General features: G+C 60.5%; 15 protein-coding genes. 14 read left to right on the plus strand and 1 reads right to left on the minus strand.

All coding sequences use genetic code 11. The annotated features are described in order from the left end of the window. Positions 1-51 precede the first annotated feature (51 nt). The 10 genes from NUH87_RS01170 to NUH87_RS01215 all read left to right on the plus strand — a co-directional run bounded on the left by NUH87_RS01170 (position 52) and on the right by NUH87_RS01215 (position 11,372). The gene (locus NUH87_RS01170; RefSeq protein ID WP_338524335.1) at positions 52-1,389 is read left to right on the plus strand and encodes a carbohydrate porin; all 1,338 of its coding nucleotides are present in this window, start codon (positions 52-54) and stop codon (positions 1,387-1,389) included. Between the two features lie 167 nt (positions 1,390-1,556). Beyond that, a complete protein-coding gene (locus NUH87_RS01175; protein ID WP_338524336.1) occupies positions 1,557-2,990 on the plus strand; it encodes a sugar porter family MFS transporter in 1,434 nt (477 codons plus the stop codon). Positions 2,991-3,061: 71 nt separating this feature from the next. Beyond that, complete coding sequence (locus tag NUH87_RS01180; protein WP_338524337.1) at positions 3,062-3,958, plus strand: intradiol ring-cleavage dioxygenase; 897 nt, start codon at positions 3,062-3,064, stop codon at positions 3,956-3,958. Positions 3,959-3,998: 40 nt separating this feature from the next. Further along, complete coding sequence (locus NUH87_RS01185) at positions 3,999-4,871, plus strand: sugar phosphate isomerase/epimerase family protein (protein ID WP_338524338.1); 873 nt, start codon at positions 3,999-4,001, stop codon at positions 4,869-4,871. A 63-nt stretch (positions 4,872-4,934) separates the two neighbouring features. Beyond that, on the plus strand, positions 4,935-5,930 hold the full coding sequence (gene iolG, locus NUH87_RS01190) for an inositol 2-dehydrogenase (RefSeq protein WP_338524339.1): 996 nt from the start codon (positions 4,935-4,937) through the stop codon (positions 5,928-5,930). A 50-nt stretch (positions 5,931-5,980) separates the two neighbouring features. Further along, complete coding sequence (locus tag NUH87_RS01195; RefSeq protein ID WP_338524340.1) at positions 5,981-7,072, plus strand: Gfo/Idh/MocA family oxidoreductase; 1,092 nt, start codon at positions 5,981-5,983, stop codon at positions 7,070-7,072. Positions 7,073-7,179: 107 nt separating this feature from the next. Beyond that, positions 7,180-8,250, plus strand: coding sequence for a multiple monosaccharide ABC transporter substrate-binding protein (gene chvE / locus NUH87_RS01200; protein ID WP_338524341.1), 1,071 nt, complete (start codon positions 7,180-7,182; stop codon positions 8,248-8,250). A 60-nt stretch (positions 8,251-8,310) separates the two neighbouring features. Further along, complete coding sequence (gene mmsA / locus NUH87_RS01205; protein ID WP_338524342.1) at positions 8,311-9,846, plus strand: multiple monosaccharide ABC transporter ATP-binding protein; 1,536 nt, start codon at positions 8,311-8,313, stop codon at positions 9,844-9,846. After that, complete coding sequence (gene mmsB, locus NUH87_RS01210; RefSeq protein WP_338524343.1) at positions 9,843-11,036, plus strand: multiple monosaccharide ABC transporter permease; 1,194 nt, start codon at positions 9,843-9,845, stop codon at positions 11,034-11,036. Before mmsA ends, mmsB begins: the two co-directional genes overlap by 4 nt. 36 nt (positions 11,037-11,072) lie before the next feature. Next, positions 11,073-11,372 carry a Dabb family protein gene (locus tag NUH87_RS01215; RefSeq protein WP_338524344.1) on the plus strand — a complete coding sequence of 100 codons (300 nt, stop codon included), beginning with the start codon at positions 11,073-11,075 and terminating at the stop codon, positions 11,370-11,372. Positions 11,373-11,423: 51 nt separating this feature from the next. Here the strand turns inward: NUH87_RS01215 and NUH87_RS01220 are convergent, their stop codons facing one another. After that, positions 11,424-12,026 (minus strand): CGNR zinc finger domain-containing protein, encoded by a 603-nt coding sequence (locus NUH87_RS01220; RefSeq protein WP_338524345.1) that lies wholly within the window; start codon positions 12,024-12,026, stop codon positions 11,424-11,426. Positions 12,027-12,105: 79 nt separating this feature from the next. Between NUH87_RS01220 and NUH87_RS01225 the strand changes: the two genes are divergently transcribed. The 4 genes from NUH87_RS01225 to NUH87_RS01240 all read left to right on the plus strand — a co-directional run bounded on the left by NUH87_RS01225 (position 12,106) and on the right by NUH87_RS01240 (position 15,217). Beyond that, positions 12,106-12,951, plus strand: coding sequence for an alpha/beta hydrolase (locus NUH87_RS01225; RefSeq protein WP_338524346.1), 846 nt, complete (start codon positions 12,106-12,108; stop codon positions 12,949-12,951). 229 nt (positions 12,952-13,180) lie between these two features. Next, entirely contained in the window at positions 13,181-13,648 is a 468-nt protein-coding gene (locus NUH87_RS01230; RefSeq protein WP_338524347.1) for a hypothetical protein, read from the plus strand. Then, positions 13,645-14,205 (plus strand): DUF4123 domain-containing protein, encoded by a 561-nt coding sequence (locus NUH87_RS01235; RefSeq protein ID WP_338524348.1) that lies wholly within the window; start codon positions 13,645-13,647, stop codon positions 14,203-14,205. The genes NUH87_RS01230 and NUH87_RS01235 overlap by 4 nt, the downstream gene beginning before the upstream one ends. A 136-nt stretch (positions 14,206-14,341) precedes the next feature. Then, entirely contained in the window at positions 14,342-15,217 is an 876-nt protein-coding gene (locus NUH87_RS01240; RefSeq protein ID WP_338524349.1) for a DNA/RNA non-specific endonuclease, read from the plus strand. Positions 15,218-15,225 lie beyond the last annotated feature (8 nt).

Raw genomic sequence — 15,225 nt, forward strand, 5'->3', positions numbered from 1 at the left:
CAATTCGCCTGCGCGTTAACAACAAAACTAACAATAAGGAAACGTCACGCCATGAAAAACTTTGCCAAGAGCACGGTTGCGGTCAGCTTTTGCCTGCTGATTCCCGGTTTTGCCTGCGCCGCCAATGAAGCCTTTGCCCAGGACTCCCGATGGATGACCGGTGACTGGGGTGGGCAGCGCAGCAAGTGGCTAGACCAGGGGGTCGATGTCGAGTTGGGTTACACCGGAGAAATGGCCGCCAATGTTCACGGCGGCTACAACAAAGACGCCACCGCGCGCTGGACCGAGCAATACGCCATCGGCTTCAAGGCCGACCTGCAAAAAATGCTCGATTGGGAAAATACCCAGTTTCAGTTCACCGTCACTGAACGCGACGGGCGCAATCTGACCAACGATCGGGTGGCCGATCCGCGAGTCGGTGGTTATTCGTCTTCACAGGAAGTGTATGGCCGAGGGCAGACCTGGCGTTTGACCCAGATGTGGATGAGCAAGGCCTGGTTGGATGGCTCCCTGGATATCAAGGCCGGTCGCTTCGATGAGGGCTCGGACTTCAACAGCTTCCCTTGCGACTTTCAGAGCACACCCTTCTGCGGTGCCCAGGCGGCCAACTGGATCGGCGACATCTGGTACAACTGGCCCGTCAGCCAATGGGCCTTGCGCGCCCGTTATCAGTTCACCCCCGAGGTCTACGCGCAGATCGGTGCCTTCGAGCAAAACCCGTCCTATCTGGAGAGCGGTAACGGCTTCAAGCTCAGCGGCAGCGGCACCAAGGGCGCGGTGATTCCCATCGAGGTGGTCTGGAGCCCGAAGGTCAATGGGCTGGCGGGTGAATATCGGCTCGGTTACTACAAGAGCACAGCGAAGGCCGACGATGTGTTGGATGATGTCAACGGCAACCCGCAACCCCTCAGCGGCGATGCCTTCCAGCAGCATTCCAGCCGCCATGGCTACTGGGTGGTCGCCCAGCAACAACTGACCGTCCGTGGGGGCGACAGCCGCCGTGGCCTGTCGGTGTTCGCCAACCTCACCGCCCACGACAAGGCCACCAGCCGCGTCGACCATTTCATCCAGGCGGGGATTGTCTACAAGGGTGTTTTCGACAGTCGCCCCCTGGACGACCTGGGTGTCGGGATCGGCGAGGTCCACACCAACCCCGCCTATCGTGAGCGTGCCCGGTTGCAGAATGAGCAAAACGGCATCAGTGACTACAACAATCCGGGCTACTTGCCGTTGCAGTACAACGAAATCAGCAGCGAGATTTACTACGGCGTGCATGTCAGCAATTGGCTGACCGTACGCCCGAACCTGCAATACGTGAAGAACCCCGGCGGCGTACATGAAATCGATGCGGCGTTGATTGCTGGCCTGAAGGTGCAGGCCAAGTTCTAGAGCCTGTGACAGGCACCACCGCGGGTGGAAGAGGGCGTCGCCAGCAAGCGGCGCAGTTTTCCATCCAGCGGAAAACACATTTGCCATTCAAGCATTTGTTTTCCGATTCAATCGCAGTAGTCTCACTTCCACTGAGCGTACACATAATTTCAATAAAGGTTGACCTCATGTCGAATAACCACACCGCCGGTCGTGCATCGTCGAAAATTCTCTGGCGTATCGCTGCCATCACCACCATGGGCTCGCTGGGGTTCGGTTACGACACCGGGGTCATCTCTGGTGCGCTGCCGTTCATGGTGCTCGATGCGAGTCACGGCGGGTTGGGCTTGAATCCGGTCTCCGAGGGGCTGGTGGCCTCGGCACTGATTTTCGGCGGCGCCTTTGGCGCGCTGTTCGCCGGGCAACTGTCCGATCGCCATGGTCGCCTGGTGGTGCTCAAGGCCCTGGCCATGCTCTTTGCCGTGGGCGCCTTGGGCACCGCGCTCGCGCCGACACTGTGGGCCATGGTTGCCACCCGCTTCGTGTTGGGCATTGCGGTCGGTGGCGCATCCTCTGCCGTGCCGGTGCTGATCGCCGAGCTGGCGGCACCGCGGCACCGTGGACGGCTGGTCTGCCAGAGTGAATTGATGATCGTCTCCGGGCAGTGCCTGGCCTATATCGCCAGCGCCGGCTTGGCGCACCTGTTCGACAGTCCGTCGATCTGGCGCTACATGCTGGCGATCGCCCTGATACCCGCTGCGCTGCTGTATATAGGCATGCACTTCGTGCCCACCTCGCCACGCTGGCTGGTCAGCAACGGGCGCATCGCCGAGGCGAAAACCACGCTGACCGGTATTCGCGATACCGCTCAGGAAGTGGACCGTGAGTTGAAGGCCATCATCGCCCAATGTGCGGCGGAGCAGCGCCATGCCAGTGTCCTGAGCACACTCAAGGAGCCTTGGTTGCTGAAGTTGCTGGCCATTGGTATTGGCCTGGGCTTCGTCATCCAGTTCACCGGCGTCAATGCCTTCATGTATTACACGCCGATGATTCTCAAGGAAACCGGCATGGGCACCCACGCGGCCCTGATCGCGACCATCGGCAATGGCCTGGTGTCGGTCATCGCCACCTTGATCGGGATGTGGCTGATCAATCGCATGGGCCGCCGTTCCATGCTGCTGATGGGGCTGACCGTGGTGGTCATGGCGCAGATCTTCCTGGGCCTGGTGATCAACTTCATACCGCACTCGCTGCTGCAAAGCTACCTGGCCTTGTCCGGTGTCCTGGTGTTCCTGTTCTTCATGCAAATGTGCATCGGCCCGGTGTACTGGTTGTTGATGTCGGAGCTGTTTCCGACCCATGTCCGGGGTTTGATGAACGGCATTTGCGTCAGTGTGTTCTGGGTGTTCAATGCCATTGTCGCCTTCCTTTTCCCGGTCCTGCTGAGCACGTTGGGGGGCATGACCTTCTTCCTCTTCGCGGTGATTAATATCGGCTCGATCCTCTTCTGCACCCTGTGGCTGCCGGAGACCAAGGGGCTGACCCTGGAAGAGATCGAACAGCACATGAAACAACGCCTGAGCGGCCGCCCATGGCGGGCCGGCGAAGCCGCCGTGTACTGAGCGTCGATCCGGCGCGCGACGTTGCAACCTGCACGCCGGCTTTCAAGAATAACGATCAAGGACATCACTTCATGACTGCGCACCTGGATACCGCTACGCCTATTGGTGGACTCTTCGAGGAAGAACGCTCCGCTGAAATCGTCAACGCCCGGATCAGTGTCGATGCCGATCCGCGCCTGCACGAGATCATGGCGGTGCTGACCCGGCACCTGCATGCGGCGATCAAGGAAATCGAGCCGACCCATGATGAGTGGTTCAAGGCCATCGAATTCCTCACCCGGACCGGGCAGATGTGCACCGACTGGCGCCAGGAATACATCCTGCTTTCGGACGTGCTGGGGGCCACCATGCTGGTGGATGCGATCAACCACCGTCGGCCCCAGGGCGCCACGCCCAACACCATCCTCGGTCCGTTTTATGTGGCCGATGCACCGCGCTACGCAAACGGCGCCAATATCTGCCTGGACGGCAAGGGCCAGCCGACCCTGGTCAGCGGCCGGGTGCTGGACACCGCCGGAAACCCGATTGCCGGGGCGACGCTGGATATCTGGCAGACCAACGACGATGGCTTCTACGACGTGCAGCAAAAAGGCCTGCAACCGGACTACAACCTGCGCGGGTTGTTCACCTCCGATGCCGACGGTTTCTATGCCTTTCGCACGGTTAAACCGCGCCATTACCCGATTCCTGCCGATGGCCCGGTGGGCAAGTTGCTGGGGCAGCTGGGGCGGCACCCGAACCGCGCCGCGCATCTGCACTTCATCGTCACGGCTCCGGATTACGACCAGGTCATCACCCACATCTTCACCCCCGATTGCCCGTACCTGCACGAGGACACGGTATTCGGGGTGAAGAAAGAACTGATTGCCGAGTTCACCACGCAAACCGACGCGGCCACGGCCGAGCGCTATGACTTGCCGGTACCATTTTTGGCCGTCAACTGGGACTTTGTCCTGACTCCGGCCTGATTGATCGACCCTCCGTTCCCTATTCAGATAAGTGAATGTCATGCCCAATAACACGATTGAACTGCTTGCCGCTTATTGGACCCTCGCGGGTGATACCTACCCTGGCGCGCCCAGCGAGATCAGCCCGTTTTCGCTGCAGGCCCGGGCCGAGGCAGCGGCCAAGGCCGGCTGGCGTGGCATGGGCTTCGTGCATGCCGACCTCGTGCATAACGTCGCCAAGCTGGGTATTCCCACGGTCCGCAATATTCTCCAGGACAACGGCATCAAGCATGTGGAAGTCGAGTTCCTCACCGACTGGCACCTGGACGGCGCCCCGCGTGCGGCCTCCGACAAGGTCCGCGATGAGTTGCTGGAAGTCGCCGGAGAACTGGGCGCCCGCAGCCTGAAGGTCGCTGGTGGTTTATTCGAAGACGGCCCGCCGGACGTGCCGCGCATGCGCGAAACCTTCGCCATCCTGTGCGACCGCGCCCAGCCCTTTGGCGTCAATGTGGTCATCGAATTCCTGCCATTTTCCAGCGTGAACACCATCGACCGGGCGATTGCCGTGGCCCAGGACGTGCGCCCCAACGGTGGCTTGCTGGTGGACACCTGGCACGTGGCGCGTGGTGGCATGAGCTTCGATGAAATCGCCAAGCTCCCGCTGGAGCTGATCAAGTCCATCGAACTGGACGATGCCAACCACGCCATCGTCGAGTCGCTGTTCAACGACTCGACTCACCACCGCAAATGCTGCGGCGAGGGTGAACTGGATGTTCCGGCGTTTATCCAGCAGGTGGTCAATGTCGGTTACCGCGGGCCATGGGGTGTCGAGCTGATCAGCGCCGAGTTGCGCAAGCTGCCCCTTGAAGTGGCCGCCAGGAAAGCCTTTGACACAACGATTGCACAGTTCGAGCACATCAGGTTCCAGGCTTGATGGCTGGCTGCGCAGTGATGTTTTTTCCTCTACAACAAATCATTGAGTTCAGGAGATAGGAATATGGTGGGTATCGCAGTGCTGGGCGCCGGGCGTATCGGCAAGATCCACGCCGCCAACGTGGCGGCCAGCAAGTTTGCCAAACTGGTCGTCGTCGCCGACCCTTTCGCCGATGCCGCCGGCCAGTTGGCCGATGAGCTCGGCGCCGAGGCCATGACCGACTGTGAGGCGGCGATTGATCGGGCCGATGTCCACGCCATCGTGATCGGCACCCCGACGCACACCCATATCAACCTCATGTTGCGCGCGGTGCGCCAGGGCAAGGCGGTGCTGTGCGAGAAACCCATCGACTTGGACATGGCCAAGAGCCTGGCGGCCGTGGAGGAGGTTGAGCGGTTGAACGGGCGGGTGATGCTGGCCTTCAATCGCCGTTTTGAAACCACCTTTGCGCAAATGCGTGCGGCCATCGACGCAGGCGATATCGGCGACGTCCGCCAGGTGATCATCACCAGCCGCGACCCAGGGCTGGCGCCGGAGGATTACATCCGGCATTCCGGCGGTATTTTCCGCGACATGACCATCCACGACCTGGACATCGGCCGCTGGCTGCTGGGCGAAGAGCCGGTCGAACTGAGTGCCATCGGCAGCCGCCTGATCGACCCGGCAATGATGGAAAAGTACGACGACTACGACACCGCGATGGTGCAGATGCAAACCGCCTCCGGCAAGCAGTGCCACATCAACAACTGCCGTAACGCGGTCTACGGTTACGACCAGCGCATCGAAGTGTTTGGCTCCAAGGGCATGCTGCAGATGGACAACCTGCGCCCAACCACCATTCGCCGCTGGAGCCAGGACGTCACCGACGCCCGGGAACCACTGCTGAACTTCTTTCTCGAACGTTATCAGCAAGCCTACAAGTCCGAACTGGATGCCTATATCGACGCATTGGCCCATGACAAACCCATGCCGACCACCGTGCAGGACGGGCTCAAGGCGCTGCAACTGGCCGATGCCGCCGTGGAGTCGGTCAAGAGCGGGCGCGCCGTCAAGCTCTGACGCAGGCTTAGTGGTTCGGATTTTTGGACAAGAACATCAGGAGAATCGTTATGTCCTACAAGCTTGAGCAAGGTACCCGCATCGGTGTGGCCTGCCTGGGGATTACCCACCCGCACACCTCGGGCCGGGTCAAGGCCTTCCAGCGCATGGCCGACGTACAGTTTCTCGGCGCCTATGACGACAGCCCGTTGCTCGATCCGTTCTGTGATGCATTGGGCCTGCAGGCCCGCAGCAAGGCAGAGATCCTGGCCGATCCGAATGTGCATGTGGTGCTGGTGCACCCCAAGAGCTACCTGATGGCCGACTGGGCGATCGAAGCGCTGGAGGCCGGCAAGGCCGTGCTCTGCGAGAAACCGGCGGGCCGTGGCACCCAGGACACCCGGCGCATCGTCGAGGCTGTCGAGCGCACCGGCGGATTGTTCCAGGTCGGTTACTGCTGGCGTTACGCGCCGTCGGTGGAAAAGATGCAGCAGGTGCTCAAGAGCGGCGAAATCGGCAAGGTCTTGCAGGTTCGCGCTCACGCCGGTTGTTCCCATGACGAGGCCGATACCAACCATATGAAGCAGCCCGGTGACCGTGGCGGGGCGTTTTATGTGATCGGTTGCCACACCATCGACCGGATCCTGCTGCACTTCGGCAAACCCAGGTCGGTCAACGCGCGGATCACCAAGTTTGCCGGGCAGATGAGTGACTCGGCCCGCGAGGACGCCGTGGGTGCGGTGCTCAACTACGACGACAAGCTGGTCACCATCGACTTCATGTCCTGGGACCCGATGCCCTGGACCGAGAGCTGGGACATCACCGCCTATGGCACCCATGGGGTGATGCACTCCACGCCGATGCCGGCGTCGTACAAGCTCTACCACGACGGCAAGAACGGTCACCCGCCAGGTTGGACGCACTGGAACGAGAACAGCTTTCCGGAGATCTGGGCGGTGCGCAAGACCGTCTACTCCCCGGAAATCGCCGAGATCGGCAACCCCGTGTATTTCGACCGCGAGGCCGCCGCGTTCGTCACCTCGTTGCGTACCGGAAGCGCCTCGACGGTGCCGGCCACCCAGGCCCATGACATCAACGTCATCCTCGAAGCGCTGTTCGAGTCCGCCGATGCGAATGGCCAGGAAGTCCAGCTGGCGTTGTAGATAACCCGCAGTCCCGATAGACGAGGAGACCCGTTCGGCTCAGCTGTTCGAGCCGAAAGGGACTCTGCGTCCCTGAAAAATGACAACAACAAAAAGAAGAGGGCGTTATGCACACGATCATCAAGGTTGCCGCAGCGGTATTGTTGGGGGTGGCGCTCAGCGCTTGCTCCAAGCAGGAGAGCAGCAGCAAAGGCACTATCGGCATCGCCATGCCGTCGAAAACCGAAGCCCGATGGGTTTCCGATGGCAGCAATATCGTCGACTCGTTGAAGAAACTTGGTTACGACACCGATTTGCAATACGCCCAGTACGAAGCGCCGACTCAGCTGTCGCAGATCGAAAACATGATGGTCAAGGGCGTCAAGGGGCTGATCGTCGCGCCCATTGACGGTACGACCATGGCTGCTGTGCTCAAGCAGGCCAAGGAAAAAGGCATCAAGGTCATCTCCTATGACCGGCTGATCCGCAACTCCAAGGATTTCGATTACTACGTCACCTTCGACAACTACCGCACCGGGGTGCTGCAAGGGCAGTCAATCGTCGATTCGCTGGAACTCAAGCAAGGCAAGGGGCCGTTCAACCTGGAGATCTTCGCCGGCTCCACCGACGACAACAACGCCCATGTGGTTTATGCCGGCGTGATGTCACAGCTCAAGCCTTTTATCGACAGCGGCAAGCTGGTGATCCGCAGCGGCCAGCAAGACATCGACAAGGTGGCCACCCCGAACTGGGATGGCGCCCAGGCCCAGGCGCGCATGGATAACCTGCTCAGCGCCTTCTATGGCACGGCCCACCTCGACGCGGTGCTGGCGATGAACGACCAGATCGCCACCGGGGTCGTCTCATCCCTGCGCGGCGTGGGTTATGGCAGCGGCAAGATGGTCATGCCGATTGTCACCGGCCAGGATGCGGAAATTTCCAGCATCAAGTCGATCATCCGCGGCGACCAGTCCTCGACCATCTTCAAGGACACCCGGGCCCTGGCTGGCGCCGCGGCGCAGATGATGGACGCGACGTTGAGCGGCAAGACGGTGAGCGTCAATGACACCACGTCCTACGATAACGGCTCAATGATTGTCCCCACTCAGTTGCTGACCCCGCAACTGGTCGATGGCAAGAACTGGCAGAAAGTCCTGGTCGACGACACCAAGTTCTACACCCCTGAGCAGCTGCGCTAGTCGATTGTGATTGTGCCGGCGGCTGCGCGATTCGGCAGCCCGCCTGGCAGGAGAGAGAAAATGAGCAAAACGATTCTCGACATGCGCGACATCCGCAAGTGTTTCGGCCCGGTCAAGGCGCTCAGCGGGGTCAATCTCAAGGTGGGCGATGGGGAAATCCATGCGATCTGCGGTGAAAACGGTGCCGGCAAATCGACCTTGATGAAAATCCTCAGTGGCGTGTATCCCCATGGCAGCTACGACGGCGACATCGTCTTCGACGGCGTGCCGCGGACCTTCCAGGGTTTGCGCGACAGCGAGGCGCTGGGGATCTGCATCATTCACCAGGAACTGGCGCTGGTGCCGATGTTGTCGATTACCGAAAACCTGTTTCTGGGCAACGAGATCTCCCGGTACGGCGTGATCGACTGGGACGAGGCGCACCTGCGGGCCCGCGAGCTGCTGGCCCGGGTCGGTCTTGACGCCCGGCCGCAGACGCTGGTGGGCAACCTCGGCATCGGCCAGCAACAGATGGTGGAGATCGCCAAGGCGCTGGCCAAGGATGTGCGCTTGCTGATCCTCGACGAACCGACGGCGAGTCTCAACGAAAGGGACAGTGACACCTTGCTCAAGCTGATGCTTGAACTCAAGGGGCGCGGCATTACGTCGATCATCATTTCCCACAAGCTCAACGAGATCGGGCGGGTCGCCGATGAAATCACCGTGATCCGTGACGGCAGCACCGTCGATGTCATTGATTGCCGCGCCAGGAAGATCGATGAGGGGAGGGTGATTCGTTCCATGGTTGGCCGAGAGTTATCGGATCGCTACCCGTCGCGGGCGGCCGAGATCGGTGAGACCTTGTTCGAGGTCGAGGGTTGGTCGGTCGGCGATCCCGAGCGCCCTGGCCGCGATCGCATCCGCGATATCAAGTTTCATGTACGTCGAGGCGAAGTGGTGGGAATTGCCGGGTTGATGGGCGCGGGCCGCACTGAGTTCGCCATGAGTGTCTTCGGTCGTTCCTATGGCGTGAATATCCGTGGCAAGGCGCGCATCGAAGGCCGTGAAGTCGACCTCGGCACGGTGCGCAAGGCCATCGATCAAGGCCTGGCCTACGCCACCGAAGACCGCAAGGGCGCCGGCCTGGTGCTGGGGGAGAGCATCACCCGCAACACCTCTATGGCCAACCTGGCCGCCGTTTCCAAGCGCTGGATCATGAACGAACTGGCCGAGACGGCGGTGGCCGTGGATTACCGCGCGCGCCTGCGGATTCGCAGCCCGGACGTGACCCAGTCGGTGGAGAAACTCTCCGGTGGCAACCAGCAGAAAGTCGTGTTGGGCAAATGGCTGTTCTCCGATCCCAAGGTGTTGATCCTCGACGAACCCACCCGCGGTATCGACGTGGGGGCCAAGTACGAGATCTACGGGGTGGTCAATCAAGTGGTCAGCGAAGGTCGTGGCGTGGTCATGATTTCCTCGGAGATGCCGGAGTTGCTCGGTACCTGTGACCGTATCTATGTGATGAACGAAGGACGCTTTGTCGGCGAGTTTCCAATCGCCGAGGCATCGCAGGAAAAAATCATGCACGCAATCATGAAAAACGAGGTGATCCAGTGAACGAAGTCAGCATGCCTCTCTCATCCAACAAACCCAGTGCCCTGACATCATTCAAGCGTGGCGCCCGCGAATACGGCCTGCTGGCATCGCTGATCGTCATCATGGTGTTTTTCCAGATGGCCACCGGCGGCGCGTTGATGCAGCCGCTGAACCTGACCAACCTGCTGCTGCAGAACAGCTACATCGTGGTGATGGCGCTGGGCATGTTGATGGTGATCGTCTGCGGGCATATCGACCTGTCAGTCGGCTCGGTGGTCGGCGTGATCGGTTCGATCGCGGCGGTGCTGATGGTCCAGTACCGCCTGGATTTCTTCAGCGTGACCCTGATCTGCCTGCTCTGCGGCGCGCTGATCGGCGCGGCGCAAGGGTATTGGGTCGCCGTCTGGGGTATGCCCTCGTTCATCGTGACCCTGGCCGGTATGCTGATCTTTCGAGGCGCGACCATTGCCATCTCCCAAGGGCAATCAATCGGGCCGTTTCCGCCGGCGTTCTCGGCGATCAGTTCGGGCTTTATCCCAGACGTCTTCGCCAATGAAAACCTGCGAATCACCTCCTTGCTGCTGGGTATCGCGGTGGCCGTGGCCTTCTGGGTGGTCGAATATCGCAGTCGCCTCCGCACCCTGAAAAGCGGCGGCAGTGTTGCGCCGCTGGCCCTGTTCGCGTTGAAGAACGGCGTGGTGGCCGCACTCATCGTGTACTTCTGCTACCTGCTTTCGACGTACCGTGGCATCCCCACGGTACTGGTGATCATGAGCGTGCTGATCGGGGTGTACACCTTCGTCATGAACCGCACCGTGATCGGTCGCTGGATCTACGCGGTGGGGGGCAATCTCAAGGCGGCCAGGCTGTCGGGTATCAATACGGCACGGGTAACTTTTTTCGCCTTCGTCAACATGGGCGTACTGGCCTCCGTCGCCGGCTTGATCTTCGTCGCCCGACTCAACAGCGCCACACCCCGCGGCGGCACCGGCTTTGAACTGGATGTGATTGCGGCGGTGTTCATCGGCGGCGCGTCGGCCTCCGGGGGCGTGGGCAAGGTCGTGGGCGTAGTCATCGGGGCGTTCATCATGGGCGTGCTGAACAACGGCATGTCGATCATGGGTATCGGCATTGATTACCAGCAAATGATCAAGGGCGCTGTGTTGCTCGCAGCGGTATTCGTCGATGTGTATCAGAAAAGCAAGGGTTGATATGTCAGGCATGAATGACACCGCACGGAGGCCGCGATGATCAAGCATATTGTGATGTGGAACCTTGCGGGGGAGACGCCGGAGAGGAACCGCCAGGCGTGCCAGTTTCTCAAGGAGCGCTTCGAAGGGCTTGCCGGATTGATTCCGGGGCTGCTGAAGATCGAGGTCGGCGTCGATATCAGCCGGATCGACTATGCCTGCGATGTGGTGCTCTATACCGAGTTTGCTTCCCTCGAGGCCTTGGCTGCCTATGCCACACACCCTGAGCACTTGAGGGTCAGGGATGAGTTGGGCAATTCACGAATTGCCAGGCATCAAGTGGATTATGTCGTCTAGCAGGTACGGGCGTCCGATTCGGGCGCGTCAACGGTGGGATGATCGGCGCGGCTACCCGTGATAGTGACGATGTGCCTTCGCCCGATTTCCGCAGGTCGCCATTGAGCACCATTGGCGTCGACGGCTGCGGGAACTGTCGACGAACATCCAGGAGCAGGCCTTGCACACCTTGGTCATCTGAAGTTCAGGGCTGCGCAGGAAATCGCTCAGTGAAAGTGCCAGGCGCAGGCCGATCGTCGCCAGGCCGGTTTTCTCCAGTTGGATGTTCCAGTCCATCGGTTGTCCGGGACGCAGCTTCAGTTCGGCGGCGGCATAAGCCTGGTGTATCCAGTCGCCAATGTCTTGGGGAATGTCCCGGGGGGACTCGGCTGCGATCACCGCGTTGAGAAAATCATGGGTGGCTTCGCGCAGGCGGGTGAGGTGCGCAACCGCTTGCGCTCCATTTACCGGCTCTTGAAAGGCCAGCGTTTGCAGTGTTTGGGCTTCCACCTCGGTGATGAGCTGGCCCGTCAGTGACCAGCTCACCAGCGCTTGCAGATCAACCAGCCGCTCCGGGACGCGACTCTTGGTTTTGCCTCCGGCCGTGTTCAAGAAATCCAGGGTCAGGGCACCGCCGACGTAGGCGGTCGCGGTCCAGGTGGTGTTAGTCAGCATAAAATAACCGCTTTAATTTGGTTTAAAGGTTAGGTAGTGTGTGAATTCTAACCTTTATAAGGCCTTTATGAGGTTTAAAATGCTGACGCTCCCGTTGCAAGACACCTTTCTCTTCGAAGGCCAGCCGGTCCGTTACGGGGTTCAGGGGCAAGGGGAGCCCATGGTACTGGTTCATGGCACACCGTTTTCCTCGCAAGTGTGGCGACGGCTGGCGCCTCTTCTGGCGCAGCGCTACCGTGTCCACTATTTCGACTTGCTGGGCTACGGACAGTCTGCGATGGGCGAGGGGCAAGACGTCTCGCTGGGTGTGCAGAATCGATTGCTGGCCGCGTTGCTCGATCACTGGGGGCTGACTCGCCCACACGTGGTGGCCCATGACTTTGGTGGCGCAACGGCGTTGAGAGCGCTTGTGCTCGGCGGTTGTCGCTACGCAACGCTCACGCTGATCGACCCCGTGGCGCTGGCCCCTTGGGGGTCGCCGTTCGTGCAACATGTACGCGAGCATGAGCAGGCCTTTGCGAAGCTGCCGGCCTATATCCACGAGGCCATATTACCGGCCTATATCGCCGGCGCCGCGCATCAGCCGATTCGGACCGAGGACATGGCCATCCATACTGCCCCATGGACAGGCGAGATCGGCCAGGCCGCGTTCTACAGACAGATCGCCCAGATGGACCGCCGCTATACGGATGAAGTCGAACACCGATACCAGGAGATCGATTGTCCGGTATTGCTGATCTGGGGCGAGAATGACCAATGGATTCCCGTTGAGCGGGGTGAAGATTTCGTCTCGAGGGTGCCACACGCCCGATTCGTACGGGTTCCCCATGCGGGGCATCTGGTGCAGGAGGATGCACCGGAGGCTATCTTGAATGCGTTGTTGGGCTTCTTGGAGGGCGTCTGGTCTTCCATAACGAAGCGCTAAGGGCCGTCGAGGGGGAAGGTGACAGTCATGCCGGCCAACCTCGCTGCTTCCTCTGGCGGCCTGTGCTACAACTGACACTCGTATCATTGCGTTCGAGGGCCGGTAGCCTATGCGGTTATGTTTTTTTGACGGATCAGACCGCATCGAAGTGGGCGACAGGGCCGGGTTTGCTCATGACCCGTTCGATACGAGGACGGGCAACAGAGTCTACGACCAGCCAGCGGTCAAGATGGATCTGCATGAAGCGTGGCAGGTGGAACGTTTTGTTCGCCGATATTTTCAGGGGGCCGGCGAGATGCACCGCTTGCGCTCCCTGCTCTCCAGCCAGCTTTCCCATGACTACCGCTTACCCGACGAAGAAGTCCTGAGACAACTGTCCAGCCACCTCCAGAATGGGCAGTTGTGTGCCTACGTTTATAAATACGTACCGATGCCGCGTACAAGAGTGCCTGCGCCGGACGCAATGGCTCGGATTGATACGCCGAGAGCAAGGCCCCCGACGCGTCGTCTGCCGAAAAAGCCCAGTGTAGAAACCGACACGCCCGCACCTGGCCCGCCACCTGCCGTTCAAGCCGAATCCGAGGGCCAGAAAAGTATCAATGCCGTACAGGATAATCAGGCCGCGACACTGGTGGAAGCCGCCAAGAGCGGGACGCCTTTTTGTGAAATATGTGAACTCAATAAGGCCGAGTCTTGAACAGCGACGGCGACCGGATGAATCCGACCACACTCGAGCGGTTGATGATGCTGCTATGGCCGAACGGCGATGACGCTTCAGGTGATGGCGTCTATTGGTTACTCGACGGGGCGCGTGATCCCGGGATCGTACAGTGGCTTCGATCCGGCGAACTCAGGTTCTCGTGCCTGTATTCGGGTCAGATGACCCCGAGTCTTGAGGCGGCAGCCCCGTACCTGGTACAGCTCATGCCCAAGTCTCCGGTCACCCGGGAGCTGCTTGAGCGAGGCTGGGGGCGCGCCTGGGGGATCTTCATCCTTGCCCCTGCGGCATTGCCGATGCTCGCCATACGCTTGCATCTGAAGAAGTTCCTCCGCGTCCGGACCGAAGATAAAAAGCTGCTCATGTTTCGTTATTACGATCCACGGGTCTTGTCGGTCTTCCTGCCCACCTGCACCGATGAGGAGTTCACGAAATTCCTCGGGCCATTGAACCGCCTGCTGGTCGAGCTGGACGAAGGTGAGCGATGGAACATCTTCGACCTGGAGGATCGCAGCCTGCGGATCGTGTCGGCCTGACAGACCACGATGCCGCCAGCATCGACTCAAGCGCTTCTGGCAATTTCCGCTCATAACGCGTAAAACGCCCCTCCAAGCCCTCATCTAGAGGGCTTTGTCATCTGCATCCCCGTACTCCAATCCGAAGAATTCAAGCATGAACCTACGCAATATCGCAGTGGGGCTGTCGGCCCTTGTGTTGTTCTCGACCGGCGCGGCGCAAGCGCGCAACCTGCTGGACCTCATCGATCCCCCCAGCCAGCACGAGAAACAAGGACACCGTTCGGGCTCCATCAGCCAGAGCGCAGCGATTGATCTCTATTCAAGCAAACAGCAGCAGGCCTCCTTTGACGGCTGTGCAGACCTGTTCCCGGGCGCCCGGCCGATCAGCACCGCCAGTGTGCCGGCCACGATGAAACCCATGGCGCTGTGTTCCGACAGCTTTGCGGTGCTGTACTCGCAAACCAGCAAGACCCCGTTGGTGGTGGTGGAGCGCCTGAGCGCGGCGCAGCTACAGGATGCCAAGGGGGAGGAGCGTACCAATCAGTTCTACCCGGACCCGCGTATTCCCAAGGGCGCGCGAGCCGAGCTGAGCGACTACCGGGCTCAACATCCGGCCATGGATCGCGGCCATCAGGCCCCGGCGGCCGATGCCCCGAATTCGAACGCCATGGCCCAGTCCTTCGCGCTGTCGAACATGGTGCCGCAGGACCCGACCAATAACCGCAAGATCTGGAGCAAGGTCGAGGCCGACGTCAGAAAGTTCGCGATGCGCGCCGAGGGCAATGTGTTCGTCTTTACCGGCCCGATCTTTGACGAGGGCCACACCACCATCGGCGACGACCAGGTCTGGGTCCCCACGCGCCTGTTCAAGCTGGTGTACGACGCATCGTCGAAACGGGCCTGGGCCTACGTGCTGCCCAATACAGAAACCCGCATCGAGAAACCGATGGACTATGAGACGTTCGTGAAAACCACCGGGCTCAAGCTGCTGGACCAGCTACCGGTCTCGGGCTCGGTGGTGCGTTCCTGAGTGTCGGG

The organism is Pseudomonas batumici (genome assembly GCF_036585405.1).
Lineage (GTDB): Bacteria > Pseudomonadota > Gammaproteobacteria > Pseudomonadales > Pseudomonadaceae > Aquipseudomonas > Aquipseudomonas batumici.